The sequence below is a fragment of the Paenibacillus sp. FSL H3-0310 genome, from assembly GCF_038002785.1.
GTDB lineage: Bacteria > Bacillota > Bacilli > Paenibacillales > Paenibacillaceae > Paenibacillus_AQ > Paenibacillus_AQ odorifer.
Map to the genome: position 1 here is coordinate 1299634 of NZ_JBBODC010000002.1, position 15857 is coordinate 1315490.

The window sequence follows — 15857 nt, forward strand, 5'->3', positions numbered from 1 at the left end:
AAGAATTAATGAAGCCTTATTCAAGTAATCTTTTACAATGATGTAGAATAGAAAGGGGTTTATAGTTAGAAGACAGGACGGAGGCTAGTTGTGAACAAACGCCGATTCACTTTGCAGTATAAAATACTGTCAATTACAGTTTTAATCGTGATCTGTCTATTAGGATTCGTTTTTGTCATGCATGGAAGAATCAATGCACTACAGCGGGAAACCAGCTTCATCTCTCATCAGGATCGAGAGATTACTAATTTAGCTAATCTAATTGAGAAGAATATTTTGGATATGGAAACCGGACAACGCGGATATGTCATCACCGGCGATAACAAGTATCTGGAGCCCTACAATTTGGGTAAGGCTGAATGGGAAGCTAATTATGATAAGCTCTACGTGCTGACTGCTAATGATTCTTTACAGCTACAGCGTCTGTTGGGTATTGAAAGTAAAATTAAGCAATGGATCGAACAGTCCGGAAATTATGTGATCCAGTTGAAAAAAGAGGGACAGGACGTTGAGCTCCTAAGATACTTTAATTCCGACGATGGCAAAGATCAAATGGACCGGATTCGTAATCAGATCAGCACTTACCGCGAGACGATGAAAGAGAACACCAACAGTCTGATAGCTAGACAAGCAGACAAGAATAAATTATTGCTAGAGCTTCTTTATATTGCTTGGGCAATTATAGCGGTTACCGCGATGGTCGCTTCGTGGATCAATTCACGCTCCATCGTTAGTACGGTTCGTAAAGTTACCCATACGATTGCAGAATTGGAATCTGACGAAGATATGAAGACAAGGATAGAGATCACCACGAATGATGAGATCAGGGATCTGAGCGTAGCTACGAATCATCTGATAGACACGCAACAAGAACGGATATGGATTCAGGCTAACGCAAACGAACTGTTGGCGAGGTATCAGGGCATCACACATATCTCGCAACTGGGCGATATTTTTCTTGGCAAAACCGCAGAAGTGATCAATTACCCATATGGATCCTTATATGTTCGAACACAGGATCATGATCGGGATTTCTTTAAGAGAGTCTCTATTTTTGGCGGAAGCAGTAACATTCCAGATCAGCGGGCATTCCAGACCGGAGAAGGTCTAGTTGGACAATGTGCTAAAGAGGCGCGTTTGATGCAAATACAGGATCTGCCGGAGGATTATATTAGCATACAGTCTGGGCTGGGTGTTTCTGCGCCGAAGGCGCTTCTGTTAATGCCGATTTCTTTTTCGGGTGAGGTAGTTGCTGTGGTGGAAATCGCCGCCTTTGCTCCACTTACGGAATTGCAGGTTAAGTTCCTAGGGTCTATTTCGAATGCCTTTGGCTCTGCAATTAACAGCACGATTAACAGTATGAAGATTGACCAACTTCTGGCACAATCTCAGCGTCTAAACGAAGAACTACAGGTATATACCGAGGAACTACAGACTCAGTCTGAGGAGCTGCAGATCCAAACGGAGTCACTGCATGCAACAAATAGAAAGCTGGAGGATAAGAATCTGCTGGCGGAACAAAAGTCATTGGAGGCGGAAAGAGCTCAAATGGAGCTTAGTGAATACACAGAGTTATTGCAGCAAAGCTCACAATATAAATCTGAGTTTCTGGCTAATATGTCTCATGAACTGCGAACTCCGCTGAACGGCATTCTGCTGCTCTCCGAATTTCTTATGGAGAATCAGTCGGGAGCTCTAAGCGAAGAGGATATTGAATTCTCAAAAGCCATTCATTCTTCGGGACAAGATCTGCTGGCGCTGATTAACGACATTCTGGATTTGTCCAAGGTTGAGGCAGGAAAGCTGAATATTGAAATTGAAGCGATAAATATATCGGAGATTCCGGAGGCAATGATCCAGAACTTCAGTCAGCTTTCCCGCAAAAAAGAGATTCCTTTGCAAATACAGCTCGGAGAGGACTTACCCCCGCTGTTCTATTCGGATGCTCAAAGAGTACGGCAAATTATTATAAATTTGCTGTCCAATGCGTTTAAGTTTACAGCGGAAGGCGCAGTCACTCTGGAAATCCGTTTAGCAACTAAGGACGAGTTGCTGGATTTGGCAGGTTCGTATACAGGGGAATTTATTGCCTTCGCCATCAAAGATACTGGAATTGGGATTTCAGAAGACAAACAGTCAATTATCTTCGAAGCATTTCAACAGGCGAATGGAAATACAGAACGTCAATATGGGGGAACTGGGCTTGGTTTATCCATATCCAGAGAGCTGGCAACATTACTTGGTGGTAGAATTACGCTGGAGAGCCAAGAGGGTGTGGGCAGTGTCTTTACAGTGTATTTGCCTTTGCAGCTTGAGGCTCCAAGCCTTGAGGAAGTGGCTGATCAAGCGACTGTTATTCAAGAGATCGGGAGTGGAGTGGTACTTGCCGCTACAACGGCTGAGGATACACGTACTGACTTCACTTCTTTGAATCAAAAGCATGTACTTATCGTGGATGATGATGAACGGAATTTGTTCGCTTTATCAAATACCCTAAGAAAGCGCGGGCTGCATGTAACTACAGCTACTAACGGAGAGAGCGGCCTGTATGAACTGGAGCAAGCGGCTTCTATAGATATCGTTCTTATGGATATTATGATGCCAGTGATGAACGGGTATGAGGCAATCAATCGGATCAGACAAATGCCCGCAAAGAAGGATATTCCCATCATTGCACTGACTGCAAAAGCGATGAAGGAAGATAAGGCTAAAATCCTACAGGCTGGGGCAACAGATTATCTCAGTAAGCCTGTTAACTTGGAGCGTTTATTAGCGTTGATGCAATTGATACTGGCTAGCGATTCATGAGCTAGACCTCCAACTTCGGACAACTCGAGTGAAGTTGCGCGAACGAAGTAACTATAATCTGCTCTGCTATCGGACACAGCTGACCGTTAACGCAGCTTTTTACCACATTTGTAATACTAACGGACCCCACTGACACTATTGGCATAAAAAACATCGAATATGCCCCTCTTTTTAATGAATAGTGGCGCTGGAGTCCGAAACGCTGCTCTGAAGGCAGAAAATTCGCAAATAAAGTCAGCTGGGTCCGTAAGGCTCGCGATTATGATCATCCCAAACTCTGCAGCAAGGCAAGTAAAAGTGTGACCAAGCGTTCAGCCGGCTTTCGTTTACCTCACAAATCGGCTGAAGCGAGTCAGCCAACCTATAGTCTATAACGCAAAACAGCGATCCTCCCATAACGGAAGGATCGCTGTTTTAATGTCTCTTTGGAATCTTTTTAATAAGATTCCAGTCTCTCTCTTATTGTTGTGCAGAATCTACTACAACTTTGACAGCTGTGCCGATTGGTGGCAGGCTTCTGGTCAGCACTGGGCTGTAGAATCCGATAACTTTTGTGCCTTTAACAAGCTCGCTGCTTTTAACAGCTTCGCCGTCTTTGTTAATGAGCACTGTGTCTTCGCTAATGCGCAGTACTACTTCTTTTTGTGACAATTCGCTCAGGCCACTACCTTTAACAGTGATACTGATATTTCCCTTATCGTCTTTTTGAACTTCTTCAATAGTACCAGCAGTACCTAGAAGATCATCTTGTTTTTGCTTATCCAGAACGGTGATTTTGTAAGTTGGTGTTTGTGGCGGAAGACTCATAGTCATGACCATGGAGTGTTCTGCTTTTACTGTCATCCCGATATGGAGATCTTTGAGTGCAATTTTAGTGCCGTCAGCCATCTCAATAGCCGTATCTTCCCCTACATTTAATACGATTCCATCCGTACCTACACCTTGGATTTGAACGGATTGGTATTTACCACCATCATAGACTGCTGTAATCACACCAGTCTTAGTCATGTGCTGCTCGGCGGCATTTGTGTTGATCACAATGGAATCTCCCTTCACAGTCATGTTTTGATGAATTACTTCGCTTAAAAAGGAAGCTGGGACATACAAAGTGGAGTCAACCAATTGTGGTGCAGTTCCAAGTGTTGTATTCATTTTGTTGATACTATAACGATCTTCTCCAGCTTTCACTGTAGTGAATACAGCGCCATTGATAAGTTCAACGGATTTATTCTGTGCATTCCAGGTTAATTCAAATCCAAGGGCTTCAGTAATTGAACGTAGTGGTACCATCGGCTCTTTACCGCTTGTGCTTTGGAAGCCTGTTTCTTTAATAGTCGATCCGTTGATTTCAATCGCAAACGTCTTTTGATTAACGCTAGCGGAGGTTTGTTTAGCCTCATTTTTAGCAGAAGTTGTGGTGGGTGCAGCATAAGCTGCTCCTGTAGAAAGTGCTAGGGACAAAGTTAAAAGAACTGTACTTGTTTTTAAAATGTTGTTCATGGTTGTGAGCTCCTTTTAAAATCTTTTGTTAGTGTTGTTATTATTCTGACGGGACACCCCTCCAAAATGTTGCAGTTTTTTTGCATCCCGATTGTAATCTTCATTCACTGCAAATATAAAAAAAGCATAAGACCCCCCAGCTATATGTAGTAATATGTAAGTATTAACAATCGCTCACATAAGGAGGCGCTATGGAGTCATTCAAAGATCGACTGAGATTCATGAAGGTACAGCAGGACGGGCTGATTAAGGAATATGAGGCTCTGATCGCGGAATATGAAAGTCACGATCTGGTCAACGAGAATGAATACTTGAAGAAGCAATATGAGAAGCATAAGCTCGCTTTGGTCGAGCTAAAGACTCAGGTAGGTAAGCTTCAAGAAGAGAATACTGAGCTAAGAGTTGCGCTAACGGAACAAATTTTAGATGAAAAGCTGGGCATTCTTAAAGTGTCGAGGCAGAAGCTGCAAACTTATTTTGCCTCTAGAAGCCACGCTCATACGGATCGGCTGACGGCTTTTGAAGTGGAGACGAAACGCCATATTCAGCAGCTGTACCACACAGCCTCCAGGCAGCTGGGTGAGGAACAAGCAGAGATATCCAGTCGACTCGGGGCGTTGGCGGAAGAATTAAATGAGCGTGTGCTGGCACAGCGGCAGAGACTGAGGGAAGCGGAGCTTCGCCTCAACTCGGGCATGGATAATGGATTACATGATTTTGCTTCGGAAGAGATCAGTGAAGAGGTGCTTAAGCGCCGAAGAAAACAAAATCAGATCGAAATGAAGATTGGACTAAGCTGGATTAACAAGCTGGGCATTCTGCTGTTGATTTTGGCGGTGGGGGCAGGCTTCCGGTATACCTATTCCAACTGGTTCACAGGTTATATGAAGGGAAGCGCTTTTTTTCTACTGGGGTTATTGATGCTGGGAGGCGGGGAGTGGCTATACCGCAAAGGAAAAGGCACCTTCGCTTTAGGGCTGCTTGGCGGCGGGATTTCGGTGCTGTATGGCTCTATTTTTTATAGCTATTTTCTGCTTGATATTATTAGTATATATGTAGGTTTATCCTTGTCTGTACTCGTTACTTTAACTGCGGTACTCCTGTCTTTAAGGTATGAATCACGGAGTATTTGTGCGCTTGGCTTAATCGGAGGATATCTGCCCTTATACTCTTATCTGGGGGCGTTTGGCCTTTCGGGCAACGCGGTTTATGTGGCTATGGGTTACTTGTTTCTATTGAATTTATTCATCTTATTGATTTCTTTCCGCAAACGCTGGAACGTTGTCAATTATATCAGCTACTTATTTAATACACCCTCCATGCTCATATTAATAGCTTTGTCGGATAGCAACGGAATTAATATGTGTTATGCTGTTTTGACTTTTGCGATGTATCTGGGAATTACCCTGTGGTACCCCTTCAAATATCGTTCCAAGCTGTCCTGGTGGGATTTCTCTCTCTTAGGATGTAATACGTTTATTAGCTGTCTCACCTTGTATATTTTATTTATGGATGCAGGACTGAAGGATTACAATGGTGCACTGGCGTTGCTTTTCTGCCTGCTGTATCTCGGTCTGGGTCGAGGGCTTGAGAAGCTGATGCCACAGGAAAAAGAAAGCATGCTGCTGTTCTACGCCACTTCACTGACCTTCGGCATATTGATGATTCCATTTCAATTTGGAGCGGCTTGGTGGTCCATCGGTTGGCTGATTGAGGGCGTCGTTCTTACGCTGTATGGCAATCTGAACCGCTTTAAGGGGATGGAAAGGGCAGGCTGGGGCATTATGATGCTCTGCCTTGTAGTATTCTTCTGTCTAAATGTACCGACGCAGTGGGTCGCAGACTATCAATGGACGAATTTTAGAGATGTCTACTTCCCGCTAAAATATGTCTTTATCACAGCAGGCATGCTGATTGTCGCGGTGTTGTATGCTGTTCAGCATAACCGTAAGGATGCTCTTCAGCGCAGCGAACCTTATGAAATCACCTTAGCGTTGTGGTTCAAATATGCGGCGTTATTAAATTTCTGGATCTACGGCTTGTATGAATCGGGAAGATTGTATCATCTGGTTGTACCGGAGGATTTTGCGCATAGAACCTTCTATAATTTGCTGCTGTCCGCTGTATGGACCTTGGTTCTGGCTTACGTGCTGCCAAAGGTGAAGGTGCTGTATGACACGATTGTTAAATATTTTGTGAGACTTCTGTTTGGGATTGGCTACGTCATTTGTATAGTGATTACAGTAGGTCTGCCAAGTCTGCAAAATAATTTCGCGCAAAATACAGCAGCTGATTATATCGCACTGGCCGTACTGATTATCTTTAATATCTTTGTTTGGTTTAGCGGACGTGATCTGCTGATTGCAGCGCTGAATCGCCAGTTTAAGAGTATGGAGATCTATCCTGTTTTCATGGCGATTTATCTACTCGGCATTATCACCGCTTTCCTAGGAGTGCAATTGCAATTGAGTGATGCAGGGTTAATTTTTAGTCTCATTTATCTACTGTTAGCAGTTCTATTTATCATGTATGGCTTCCGCAAAAGGTATGTGTACATCCGGCGCTTCGGCCTTGGATTAACGCTGCTGGCCACGGGCAAGCTGCTGCTCTATGATTTGGGTCTGCTGAATACTGGCAGCAAAATCATAGCCTATGCCAGCTTTGGTATCTGTTTGCTCGGCATCTCCTATCTCTATCAAAAGGTGTCAAACCGGATGGAGGAGGGCCAGACAACCACCGACAATGGCAATGGTACTAAGGGATAAAACACAGAGAGAATAATAGGAAGGAAGACGGTGGATGTACGAGACTTATATTTTCGACCTGTATGGCACATTAATCGATATTCAGACAGATGAGGAGAAGCAGGAGGTATGGGATCGATTATCGCTCCATTTCGGATATCAGGGGATGTCCATAACAGGAAGTGAGCTACAGGCACAATTTCTGCGGGAGAGGGATTTACAGCTCGCCGAAGCCGCACGGAATTGTCAGTATCCAGATTTCGTAATGGAGGATGTGTTTCGTTCTGTGGCCCGTCAATTGGGTGGGGAACCGGATCAAGCGTGGTTACATGAAACGGTTAGATGGCTGCGGACATTATCGATGATCCATATCTCACTTTATGAGGGTGTGGTTGAAATTCTGCAAACATTAAGAGAACGTGGCAAAAAGGTGTTTTTGCTCTCCAATGGCCAGAAAACCTTTATAGAAGCAGAATTAATGATGCTGGGTATTCTTCCTTTATTCGATGGCATTGCCATTTCCTCCGAAGCAGGAGTGAGTAAGCCGGATCCGCTATTTTATCGTTATTTAGTTGAACATTATGGAGCGGATTTGCGTTCGGCCATCATGATCGGGAATGATCCCCGTACGGATATTGCAGGGGCGCTAACGATAGGAATAGATTCCTGTTACATTCGTACGGCTTCTTCACCCCACGATACGACTGTGGAGAGTACTCAATCGATTTGGGACGGGGATTTGCGGAAGATCCCCGGATGGAACGCTTAGACACACAAAAAGTCCCCGTAACCGGATTCTTGCTGACCGGTTACGGGGACTTTTGTATGTCAGGCGTTCGTGACTAGAGCGCCGGTAATTTATTTAGATTACACCTTCAGCCAGCATAGCGTCGGCCACTTTTTTGAATCCAGCGATGTTCGCTCCTGCAACAAGGTTGCCGGACTGTCCATATTGCTCGGATGCATTTACAGATTGTTCGTAGATAGAAACCATGATTTCATGCAGCTTCGTATCTACTTCTTCAAAGCTCCAGGACAACCGCATGCTGTTTTGTGCCATTTCAAGCGCAGATACAGCTACGCCGCCAGCATTAGCAGCTTTAGCAGGTGCGAATAGTACGCCAGCTTGTTGGAACTGATGAATAGCTTCAAGGGTGGATGGCATATTGGCACCTTCGCCTACTGCTTTTACACCATTCTCAATCAGTTTCAATGCCATGGCTTCATCAATCTCATTCTGAGTAGCACTCGGAAGGGCGATATCACAAGGAATGGTCCAAATTTGCGTGGAATCTTCAGTATACACAGCGTTAGGATGTTCATTCACATATTCACTAATCCGTTTTCTTTCGACTTCTTTCAGGCGGCGGACGGTTTCGAGGTTAATCCCATTTTCGTCATAGATATATCCGGCGGAATCACTACAAGCTACGACTTTAGCGCCTAGCTGTACAGCTTTTTCGATCGCATAGATCGCTACGTTACCAGAACCGGAAACAACAACGCGGCTTCCTTCAAAGGAAAGGCCTTTTGCTTTCAGCATCTCGTTTACGAAATAAACTGTACCGTAACCAGTAGCCTCTGTCCGAGCCTGACTTCCGCCGTAACCAATACCTTTACCAGTCAATACGCCAGCCGGATATCCTCCGCGGATCCGCTTGTATTGTCCGTACATGTAGCCAATCTCACGACCACCTACACCGATATCTCCTGCAGGAACGTCTTGGTCAGGACCGATGTAATTTTGCAATTCAGTCATGAAGCTTTGTGCAAAACGCATGATTTCGCCTTCGGATTTACCTTTAGGATCAAAGTCGGAGCCGCCTTTACCTCCGCCGATGTGTTGGCCGGTAAGAGCATTTTTGAAGATTTGCTCGAAACCAAGGAATTTGATAATACTAGCATTAACGGATGGGTGAAAACGAAGTCCACCTTTGTAAGGTCCAATTGCACTGCTGAACTGTACACGATATCCACGGTTAACTCTGACCTTACCTTGATCGTCTGTCCAAGGAACACGGAACATAATCAAACGTTCTGGCTCAACCAATCTTTCCAGAATGGCATTTTCCTGATACTTAGGTTCAGCAGCGAGGATTGGAAGCAAAGATTCAAGGATTTCCTTTACGGCCTGATGAAATTCGGGCTCAAAAGGATTACGCGCAACAACCTGTGCGTATACGTCTTCGATATAACGATGTGCCTTGTTGCTGTTTGTGTCTAATTGCTGGGTAGATACAGAGCTCATGAATTCAACCGCCTTTTCTAGTATTCATTTGGTCCAACACTTTTTTTATATTTTGGCACAAGTCAATGTTCCTCACAACTGTTTTTATTAAATAACTTACTTCAAGTGGAACGTTATAGACACTGGAATGATAAGAAAAGTGTGAATAAACCGCGGTATACTTCGCGTAATGACGCGTTAAAGCGCGAAATATGCTACAATGATTGTGTAATAATTGTAAGGAGATGAAATTTAAAAAATGAGTGACAAAGTAAATGAGCAGGAGCTAGTAAATGTATTATCTGCCAAAACCAAAGTGGATCCGCAAATCATCCGCTTAGTATTGAAGCATGAACAGACCTTTATCAATAAGGCCAAGGCGAACGCCAAGGGTGAGGTAGACATCGACAGCGATGATCTGGTCGACTATGTCACTGCCCAACGTGATGTGAAGCTGGATGAAATCACAGTAGAGACCATTCTTGATGCAGAAATGGATTACTTGATGGATAAAGGATTGGCAGGTTATATCGACTAACATGGGTGTTCGTCCGGCTCGGCTGCTGCTGTTTATAGGCAATAAGAGCCGGAGTGAAAATTAAATAGGCTTACGCATTGCTTTTAGTGATTTAGTGTGGTACAATGAAATCAATCATAAATTTAACCCTTAATTCACATATTGTAAAAGGTTATCATTTGTGCGTATGAGTCCTTTTCCAATGTGTGAATTTTTATTTGTTCGTACACTACGTAGGAATAAAAGGACATGTGTTAAATAAAATATTGGAGGTAATATCATGCAAACAGGTACAGTGAAATGGTTTAACGCAGACAAAGGATTCGGTTTTATCGAGGTTGAAGGTGGAAGCGACGTATTCGTACACTTCTCCGCAATCACAGGCGACGGATTTAAATCTTTGGACGAAGGCCAACGCGTTGAGTTCAACGTAACTCAAGGCGCTCGTGGACCACAAGCCGAAAACGTTGTAAAACTGTAGTTTAAAAATCAGGCTGCCCTTAACACAAGTTGAGGGCAGCTTTTTTTATTTTCATAGTATGAATCTGCCCCTAATAGGGTAGCGATATCGTCTCGATTCGATCCAAGGAGGGGTACTTATGTATTTTCGTAAAAAAGCACTGGAGGAACTTCCGCAAGAAGACACAGCTATTTGGTCCTGTACCAAGGAAGGTTGCACAGGTTGGATGCGCGATAATTTCGCCTTTCAATATGTACCTACCTGCTGGCAATGCAACTCTCCCATGACTAGAAGTATGAAGATACTGCCAACGCTTGTGAATACGAATGCAGACATGAAGGCCATGAAGAAGGGCATTTCGATTAAGTAATCGAAGAAGCTAATATACTCAAACAGCTGGACCCTTGGACGGGAGCAGCTGTTTTTTTGTTTGAGTATTTTATTTACTGTGCAGTAATTTCTCCCATTCCGTTAAGGTTATGTTCTCTGAAATAGGCTTCAGATGTTCAGGAACCTCTACGTGGCACATAAATTCCAAGCTGTTGCCGTCAGGGTCGTTGAAGTAGACAGAAGCATTTCCTTGATAAGCCCGGATAAAAGGCTCAACAGAAGTCCGGTTGCGGAACGGAACAGCCTCTACCCCAATCGATTCCAGCCATTGCAGTGAGTGCTTCAAGTCCTCGTAAGTGATACGGAAGGCAATATGCCGCAAGGACGGATGGTATGGGGTTTGAACCTCCTGGCCTTCCCAAAGACCAATCCAGCTCCGACCTTCCTCGATCCAGAAGAATACAGTTTCTTCATCCCGCCAAGCCATTTTCAGACCTAATTTCTCATAAAATTCGATGGATACTTCAAGATTGCTTACTGGTAAATGTGCTTCATATAGTCCTTTGATCATTGGATAGCACCTGCCGGTCTGCCGATTTTGCGGGCTAAGTTCAGGAATGCTTCTAATACTAGGTGGATGCGATCTTCGATTTCTTGCCCACCCTCGTATCCGTCGTACCCGACCTCGAACCGCTTGCGTTGCAGTCCACCGATGGAGATCCAGTCTGGTGTATTGATACCGTGCAGGTTGCGTACGATGGCTTGCAATTGAAGTAATGAGCTTATCCCTACCGCTCCCCCGGCTGAACTGGCGGATAACACAACTTTACCGTTGAAATGCGCCTGGCCTAGATGATCAATCGCATTTTTTAATACGCCACTTACCGAGCCGTGATATTCCGGAGTAACCAAGATTACTGCATCCGCTGCTAACATCTCTTGTTTAAGCTCGTTTAAATGTTCATGCTCTGTGTAAGCCTCGTCTGGTGAATAAAAGGGAATTGGGCGTTTGTAGAGATCAAACACGTTAACCTTTTCTCCTTGCTGACTAATGAAATGGGCGGCATGTTCTGCCAGCTTCGTGCTGGTTGCTTCTTTTCGATTACTGCCTGTCAGGATCATCACTTTCATCTGTATCCACTCCTATGTGAGGTCAGTTGCTATAAACCAATGATAGTTGAATCGGCCTCTGTTAACATCAGCACATGGAATGAACATACATAATAAAAACGCTCAGCCATTGTGCTGAGCGTCTAAGACTAAAGTTGTAGAGGAGTTTTGATTCTAGGCGTTATAGCCGCCTTTCAATGCGAAAATGGCAGCCTGAGTCCGATCCGCTAAGTTTAGCTTTCCGAGAACGTGGCTGACATGGGTCTTAACGGTTTTTTCGGTGATGACCAGCTTGCTGGCAATCTCTTTGTTACTCATACCGAGCGCAATCAGGTCTAATACTTCTTGCTCGCGTGGGGTAAGAAGCTCTAATCCGGTGATCGCAGCAGGTGTTGTGTTTGGGCCGTTCGGATCGGAAGTATTAAGTTCCAATTGCTCTAGTGTAGAAGTCGCCATTAGATTCATCAGTTGGCTGGCAGCCTCGGAATGTAGCTCCACTTGACCGTTATGTACCTTGCGGATCGCAACTACCAGCGCTTCTGGTTCTATATCTTTAAGCAAATAGCCTTTGATTCCTACGCGGATAGCCGGGAGTACATGATCCTGATCCGAAAAGGAGGTCAATACAATGACCTTGACCTGCGGGTGGGAGATCCTCAGCGCTTGAGCGGTCTCAATGCCGTCCATAATGGGCATATGCAAATCCATTAATATGACATCCGGGTTCAATTCGGCTGTTCTTTCCAGTGCCTCGCGGCCGTTGGAGGCCTCCCCGATAACCTTGATATCGGGTTGTGTGGAGAGAAATACTTGCAGCCCACGGCGTACCATTGCATGGTCGTCTACTAATAATAAGTTTATCGTCATTTATGATCACCCGACTTTATGTAGATTGGATGGGCAGAGGTATGGTTGCCTCAACCGTTGTGCCCTGATTTTCCACACTGTGGATATGAATACGACCGAAGAGGGCCTCTGCTCTTTCCTTCATAATATGCAGACCAAGAGATTCATTAGTGTCTGTGTTAGAACGCCGTTTGGCCCCGCCTTTACCTTGGTCGGCAACGCTCAGTACCACCTCGGCTGCATTCAGATGTAGAGATACCTCCGCTTTAGAGGTTCCGGAATGCTTACGTACATTATTGAGTGCTTCTTGGCCAATGCGCCACAGCCCTTCCTCCACGTTGCGGGCAAGTTCGTGAACACCGCTCCGTTGCGTCTGTATCAGCAGCCCTAGCTGCTGGCCATGAGCCTGCAGCGCAGTCAATAAACCGGCTTCCAGTCCGGCAGGCCGAAGCTGCATAATTAATGCACGCATTTCTTTGAGTGCTGACTGGGATAAAGCTTGAATATCGCGGACAGCCTCAGTAGCAGGATGGGAGATATGCTCCTGCTTCAGCATACTTTCCACGCCTTTGGCGGTCATTGAGAGGGAGAAGAGGATCTGGTTCACGGAGTCGTGCAGGTCACGGGCCAGACGATTCCGCTCATCAAGACGCGCAATTTCGCGGCGTTTCTCTCCAAGCTGAGCACTTTCCAATGTAGCGGAAATATGCTCAGCGACAGCCTCAAGCACCTCTCCATCCGCAGTTGCGGAGGCTAGTGCTTTAGGTGAGGTGATCAGTAGAATTCCTGCACCTTGTGCGGCAATCTGCCGAAAGGGCACAGCGAGCATCACAACATGCTCCGCGACAGGGTGTTCAGAACAGCAGGACTTCGTAATTTCCTGCTCTTCATCAGGGGTTAATGTCGCAAAGCGTTGTCCTTTCGCGATATCTCCTAGACGTACTTTAAAAGAATCCGAGAGCTCGAAGGGAGCTATTTCCGGCATTATATTAGCCGCATAGGCAGCATGGACTTCGAATTGTCCCTCATGCTGCCCGATAATCGCTGCAAAGGGCCAATCGAAATAGTCGCCAATCAGGGCGGCGCTTTTCTCGATCAGAATACTGGGCGAGATACATTGGTTGGCGGTTAGATTTAAAGCTGCGCTGAATTCGCCTAATTTGGCGTACAGATTCGCGCGGCGCTGCTCGGTGCTATATAACTGCATCCGTTCTATAGCACTGCCAATTTGCAAAGCCACGGATTGCAGCAAAGCCAGCTCGCTGTCGGCGTAATGTGCTTTGCCTGGTGCGGCCACATTCATAAGTCCCAAGTAACGCTCACCTGAATGCAGCGGGACGGTGGCGTGGTGGGTGATGCCCAGCGTGTCGCCCCAGTTATACTGCCTGGCGTTACTCAGCCGCTTGCAGCTTAGAATGTTAACGGCATGCTCGAGCCGACCGTCCCATAGGCGGCTTAGGCACCAGCAGCTTCCGCACTGCATTGGTTGTTTATTGTCGCGCTGTAGTGCAGGTGGCAGGCCTCGATCAGCGGCACACTCATATTCCATGTATTCTTCGCTCAGGAAGATCCAGCCTGCAGTGTTTCCGGTTAACTCAAGTAGCTTGCCCATGACTGTGTCGAGCATGGGTCTGAGCTCATTGGAACTGTTTAAAGTCTCCGCAATCGTTTTGAGCGTCAGTAACTCATGGATTCCGGTTTCCTCCGGCATGAAGTTCTCTCCTTTAGCTTTGTGAATTATGTTCTATCTATTGTAACGTAGAATGGTTCCTTCATTCTCAAATTTTATGTAATGTTGGCGTAAATAAATAGAAGGTTCCTTAAGATCTGATATGACCTTAAAGAACCCTCTGTATATACATATTAATTTACAGCTGCAGGAGTAGCGGAAGGTGTACAGTGTTCTGGAGCTTCGTGTTCGATAAGTCCATGTTTCTCCCAAGCTCGGCTCTTCCAGCGGAAATACATAATGACGGCTCTTACCCACTCATCGACCGCAGTAGCAATCCACACGCCGGCTAACCCGAGATCAAGTTGGAACACCAGGAAATAACCAAGAGGTAAGCTCATGCAGACCATGGAGATCAGTCCCATATATACAGGGAATTTGGCATCGCCCGAGGCGCGTAAAGAGTTAATGATAACCAGATTGGTTGTGCGCCCGGTTTCCAGGAAGAAGCTAAGCAATATGACCTGCGCCCCCATCCTAATGATGTTCTCATTGTCTGTGAAAAGCCCGAATAGCGGTACCCGGAAGAAAATCACCACAGCATCTATTATTACGGTAACCAGCAACGCCCACTTTACACTGGTGAATACACGCTTATAGGCTTCATCAGGTCGTCTAGCTCCCACGAGATGTCCTACAACGATGGAAGTTCCCATAGAGACAGCTACACTGAATAAATAAATATAATTGGAAATATTAAGCGCGTACTGGCGGGTAGCCATAGCTTCAGCGCCTAAATAAGTAATATACAGTGTGAATACAAGCTGGCACGACTGATAAGTGATGGATTCAAAAGCGGACGGGATGCCGATTTTGAGAATTTGCAGCACGTATTTTTTAGAAAGATGAATGTAATAGGTTACTTTCACCCGTACCTCCATCACTCTGTAGAGCAGCAGGAAGAATAGGATCAGGCAGATAAAGCGACTCATCACTGTTGAGATAGCCGCACCCTCCACACCTAACGCCGGAAGTCCGAAATGACCATAAATGAGCAGGTAGTTGCCCACCACGTGAATGATATTCATCAGCAAGGATACGACCATCGTCTGTTTGGTGAAACCGTGAGTACGGATAGTAGTCGCCAGAGCATTAATTAATGCTTGCAGAAAAATACCGCCCCCAACAATATTCATATAGGCTTTGGCGTAAATGAGGATATCCCCTTTTACATTCAGCGCAGTCAGTAGCGACCCTCCGAATATCAGCAAAAACGTACTTAGGAGAATGCCGACTAACAGGTTTAGGGTAATGGCATTGCCGGTCACTTGAGCGGCTTCCAGAGGTTTTTTGGAACCGAGATATTGGGAGACCACAATAGCTGCGCCGTTACCAATTACACTGAGGACTAAAATTGCTATCGCAATGATCTGATTCGCTGCGCCGACACCAGACACGGCATCGTCCGACACTGAACTGATCATAAAAGTATCCACACTGCCCATGAGCATAAAGAGGAATAGCTCGAGGAAAATCGGCCAGGTCAGTTTGACCAGGTTGAATTCCTGGTGATTATTTTGCTTCATTGTGCACCTTCTTATATTATGATGTACTTCCTAAAATTTCATAAACAAACTGTAATATTA

At 45.3% G+C, this 15857-nt stretch carries 13 protein-coding genes; 6 read left to right on the forward strand and 7 right to left on the reverse strand.

What is annotated here, in order from left to right; genetic code table 11:
• Window positions 1–90: 90 nt before the first annotated feature.
• Window positions 91–2808 (forward strand): CHASE3 domain-containing protein, encoded by a 2718-nt coding sequence (locus tag MHH63_RS25240; RefSeq protein WP_248548935.1) that lies wholly within the window; start codon window positions 91–93, stop codon window positions 2806–2808.
• A gap of 459 nt (window positions 2809–3267) precedes the next feature.
• Here the strand turns inward: MHH63_RS25240 and MHH63_RS25245 are convergent, their stop codons facing one another.
• Entirely contained in the window at window positions 3268–4308 is a 1041-nt protein-coding gene (locus MHH63_RS25245) for a copper amine oxidase N-terminal domain-containing protein (RefSeq protein ID WP_076181920.1), read from the reverse strand.
• Between the two features lie 191 nt (window positions 4309–4499).
• Here MHH63_RS25245 and MHH63_RS25250 point away from each other — a divergent pair, with 191 nt between their 5' ends.
• Complete coding sequence (locus MHH63_RS25250) at window positions 4500–7073, forward strand: DUF2339 domain-containing protein (RefSeq protein WP_248548936.1); 2574 nt, start codon at window positions 4500–4502, stop codon at window positions 7071–7073.
• 34 nt (window positions 7074–7107) lie between these two features.
• A complete protein-coding gene (locus MHH63_RS25255; RefSeq protein WP_076278268.1) occupies window positions 7108–7821 on the forward strand; it encodes an HAD family hydrolase in 714 nt (237 codons plus the stop codon).
• 93 nt (window positions 7822–7914) lie between these two features.
• Here the strand turns inward: MHH63_RS25255 and gdhA are convergent, their stop codons facing one another.
• Complete coding sequence (gdhA, locus tag MHH63_RS25260) at window positions 7915–9300, reverse strand: NADP-specific glutamate dehydrogenase (RefSeq protein ID WP_036682144.1); 1386 nt, start codon at window positions 9298–9300, stop codon at window positions 7915–7917.
• 238 nt (window positions 9301–9538) lie between these two features.
• Between gdhA and MHH63_RS25265 the strand changes: the two genes are divergently transcribed.
• From MHH63_RS25265 to MHH63_RS25275, 3 genes are all read left to right on the forward strand, one after another.
• Window positions 9539–9817 carry a hypothetical protein gene (locus tag MHH63_RS25265; RefSeq protein WP_038573758.1) on the forward strand — a complete coding sequence of 93 codons (279 nt, stop codon included), beginning with the start codon at window positions 9539–9541 and terminating at the stop codon, window positions 9815–9817.
• 259 nt (window positions 9818–10076) lie between these two features.
• Complete coding sequence (locus MHH63_RS25270; protein WP_019914790.1) at window positions 10077–10277, forward strand: cold-shock protein; 201 nt, start codon at window positions 10077–10079, stop codon at window positions 10275–10277.
• Window positions 10278–10395: 118 nt separating this feature from the next.
• Window positions 10396–10626, forward strand: a complete 231-nt coding sequence (locus MHH63_RS25275; RefSeq protein ID WP_036682139.1) for a cold-shock protein — start codon at window positions 10396–10398, stop codon at window positions 10624–10626.
• A gap of 69 nt (window positions 10627–10695) precedes the next feature.
• Here MHH63_RS25275 and MHH63_RS25280 read toward each other — a convergent pair whose 3' ends face one another.
• From MHH63_RS25280 to MHH63_RS25300, 5 genes are all read right to left on the reverse strand, one after another.
• The gene (locus tag MHH63_RS25280) at window positions 10696–11157 is read right to left on the reverse strand and encodes a VOC family protein (RefSeq protein WP_076191669.1); all 462 of its coding nucleotides are present in this window, start codon (window positions 11155–11157) and stop codon (window positions 10696–10698) included.
• Window positions 11154–11717 (reverse strand): NADPH-dependent FMN reductase, encoded by a 564-nt coding sequence (locus MHH63_RS25285; RefSeq protein WP_076191671.1) that lies wholly within the window; start codon window positions 11715–11717, stop codon window positions 11154–11156. Before MHH63_RS25285 ends, MHH63_RS25280 begins: the two co-directional genes overlap by 4 nt.
• A gap of 153 nt (window positions 11718–11870) precedes the next feature.
• Window positions 11871–12563: a response regulator gene (locus tag MHH63_RS25290; protein ID WP_280753198.1), complete on the reverse strand. Its 693-nt coding sequence runs from the start codon at window positions 12561–12563 to the stop codon at window positions 11871–11873.
• 16 nt (window positions 12564–12579) lie between these two features.
• A complete protein-coding gene (locus MHH63_RS25295) occupies window positions 12580–14253 on the reverse strand; it encodes a GAF domain-containing sensor histidine kinase (RefSeq protein WP_341172214.1) in 1674 nt (557 codons plus the stop codon).
• A 152-nt stretch (window positions 14254–14405) separates the two neighbouring features.
• Window positions 14406–15797 (reverse strand): MATE family efflux transporter, encoded by a 1392-nt coding sequence (locus MHH63_RS25300; RefSeq protein ID WP_076124068.1) that lies wholly within the window; start codon window positions 15795–15797, stop codon window positions 14406–14408.
• Between the last annotated feature and the right edge of the window lie 60 nt (window positions 15798–15857).

Excerpts from the sequence above, each read along its gene's own strand:
- gdhA (WP_036682144.1), bottom strand. The coding sequence starts at position 9,300 with ATGAGCTCTGTATCTACCCAGCAATTAGACACAAACAGCAACAAGGCA.
- MHH63_RS25285 (WP_076191671.1), bottom strand. The coding sequence starts at position 11,717 with ATGAAAGTGATGATCCTGACAGGCAGTAATCGAAAAGAAGCAACCAGC.
- MHH63_RS25280 (WP_076191669.1), bottom strand. The coding sequence starts at position 11,157 with ATGATCAAAGGACTATATGAAGCACATTTACCAGTAAGCAATCTTGAA.
- MHH63_RS25295 (WP_341172214.1), bottom strand. The coding sequence starts at position 14,253 with ATGCCGGAGGAAACCGGAATCCATGAGTTACTGACGCTCAAAACGATT.
- MHH63_RS25250 (WP_248548936.1), top strand. The coding sequence starts at position 4,500 with ATGGAGTCATTCAAAGATCGACTGAGATTCATGAAGGTACAGCAGGAC.
- MHH63_RS25245 (WP_076181920.1), bottom strand. The coding sequence starts at position 4,308 with ATGAACAACATTTTAAAAACAAGTACAGTTCTTTTAACTTTGTCCCTA.
- MHH63_RS25275 (WP_036682139.1), top strand. The coding sequence starts at position 10,396 with ATGTATTTTCGTAAAAAAGCACTGGAGGAACTTCCGCAAGAAGACACA.
- MHH63_RS25300 (WP_076124068.1), bottom strand. The coding sequence starts at position 15,797 with ATGAAGCAAAATAATCACCAGGAATTCAACCTGGTCAAACTGACCTGG.
- MHH63_RS25255 (WP_076278268.1), top strand. The coding sequence starts at position 7,108 with ATGTACGAGACTTATATTTTCGACCTGTATGGCACATTAATCGATATT.
- MHH63_RS25265 (WP_038573758.1), top strand. The coding sequence starts at position 9,539 with ATGAGTGACAAAGTAAATGAGCAGGAGCTAGTAAATGTATTATCTGCC.
- MHH63_RS25270 (WP_019914790.1), top strand. The coding sequence starts at position 10,077 with ATGCAAACAGGTACAGTGAAATGGTTTAACGCAGACAAAGGATTCGGT.
- MHH63_RS25290 (WP_280753198.1), bottom strand. The coding sequence starts at position 12,563 with ATGACGATAAACTTATTATTAGTAGACGACCATGCAATGGTACGCCGT.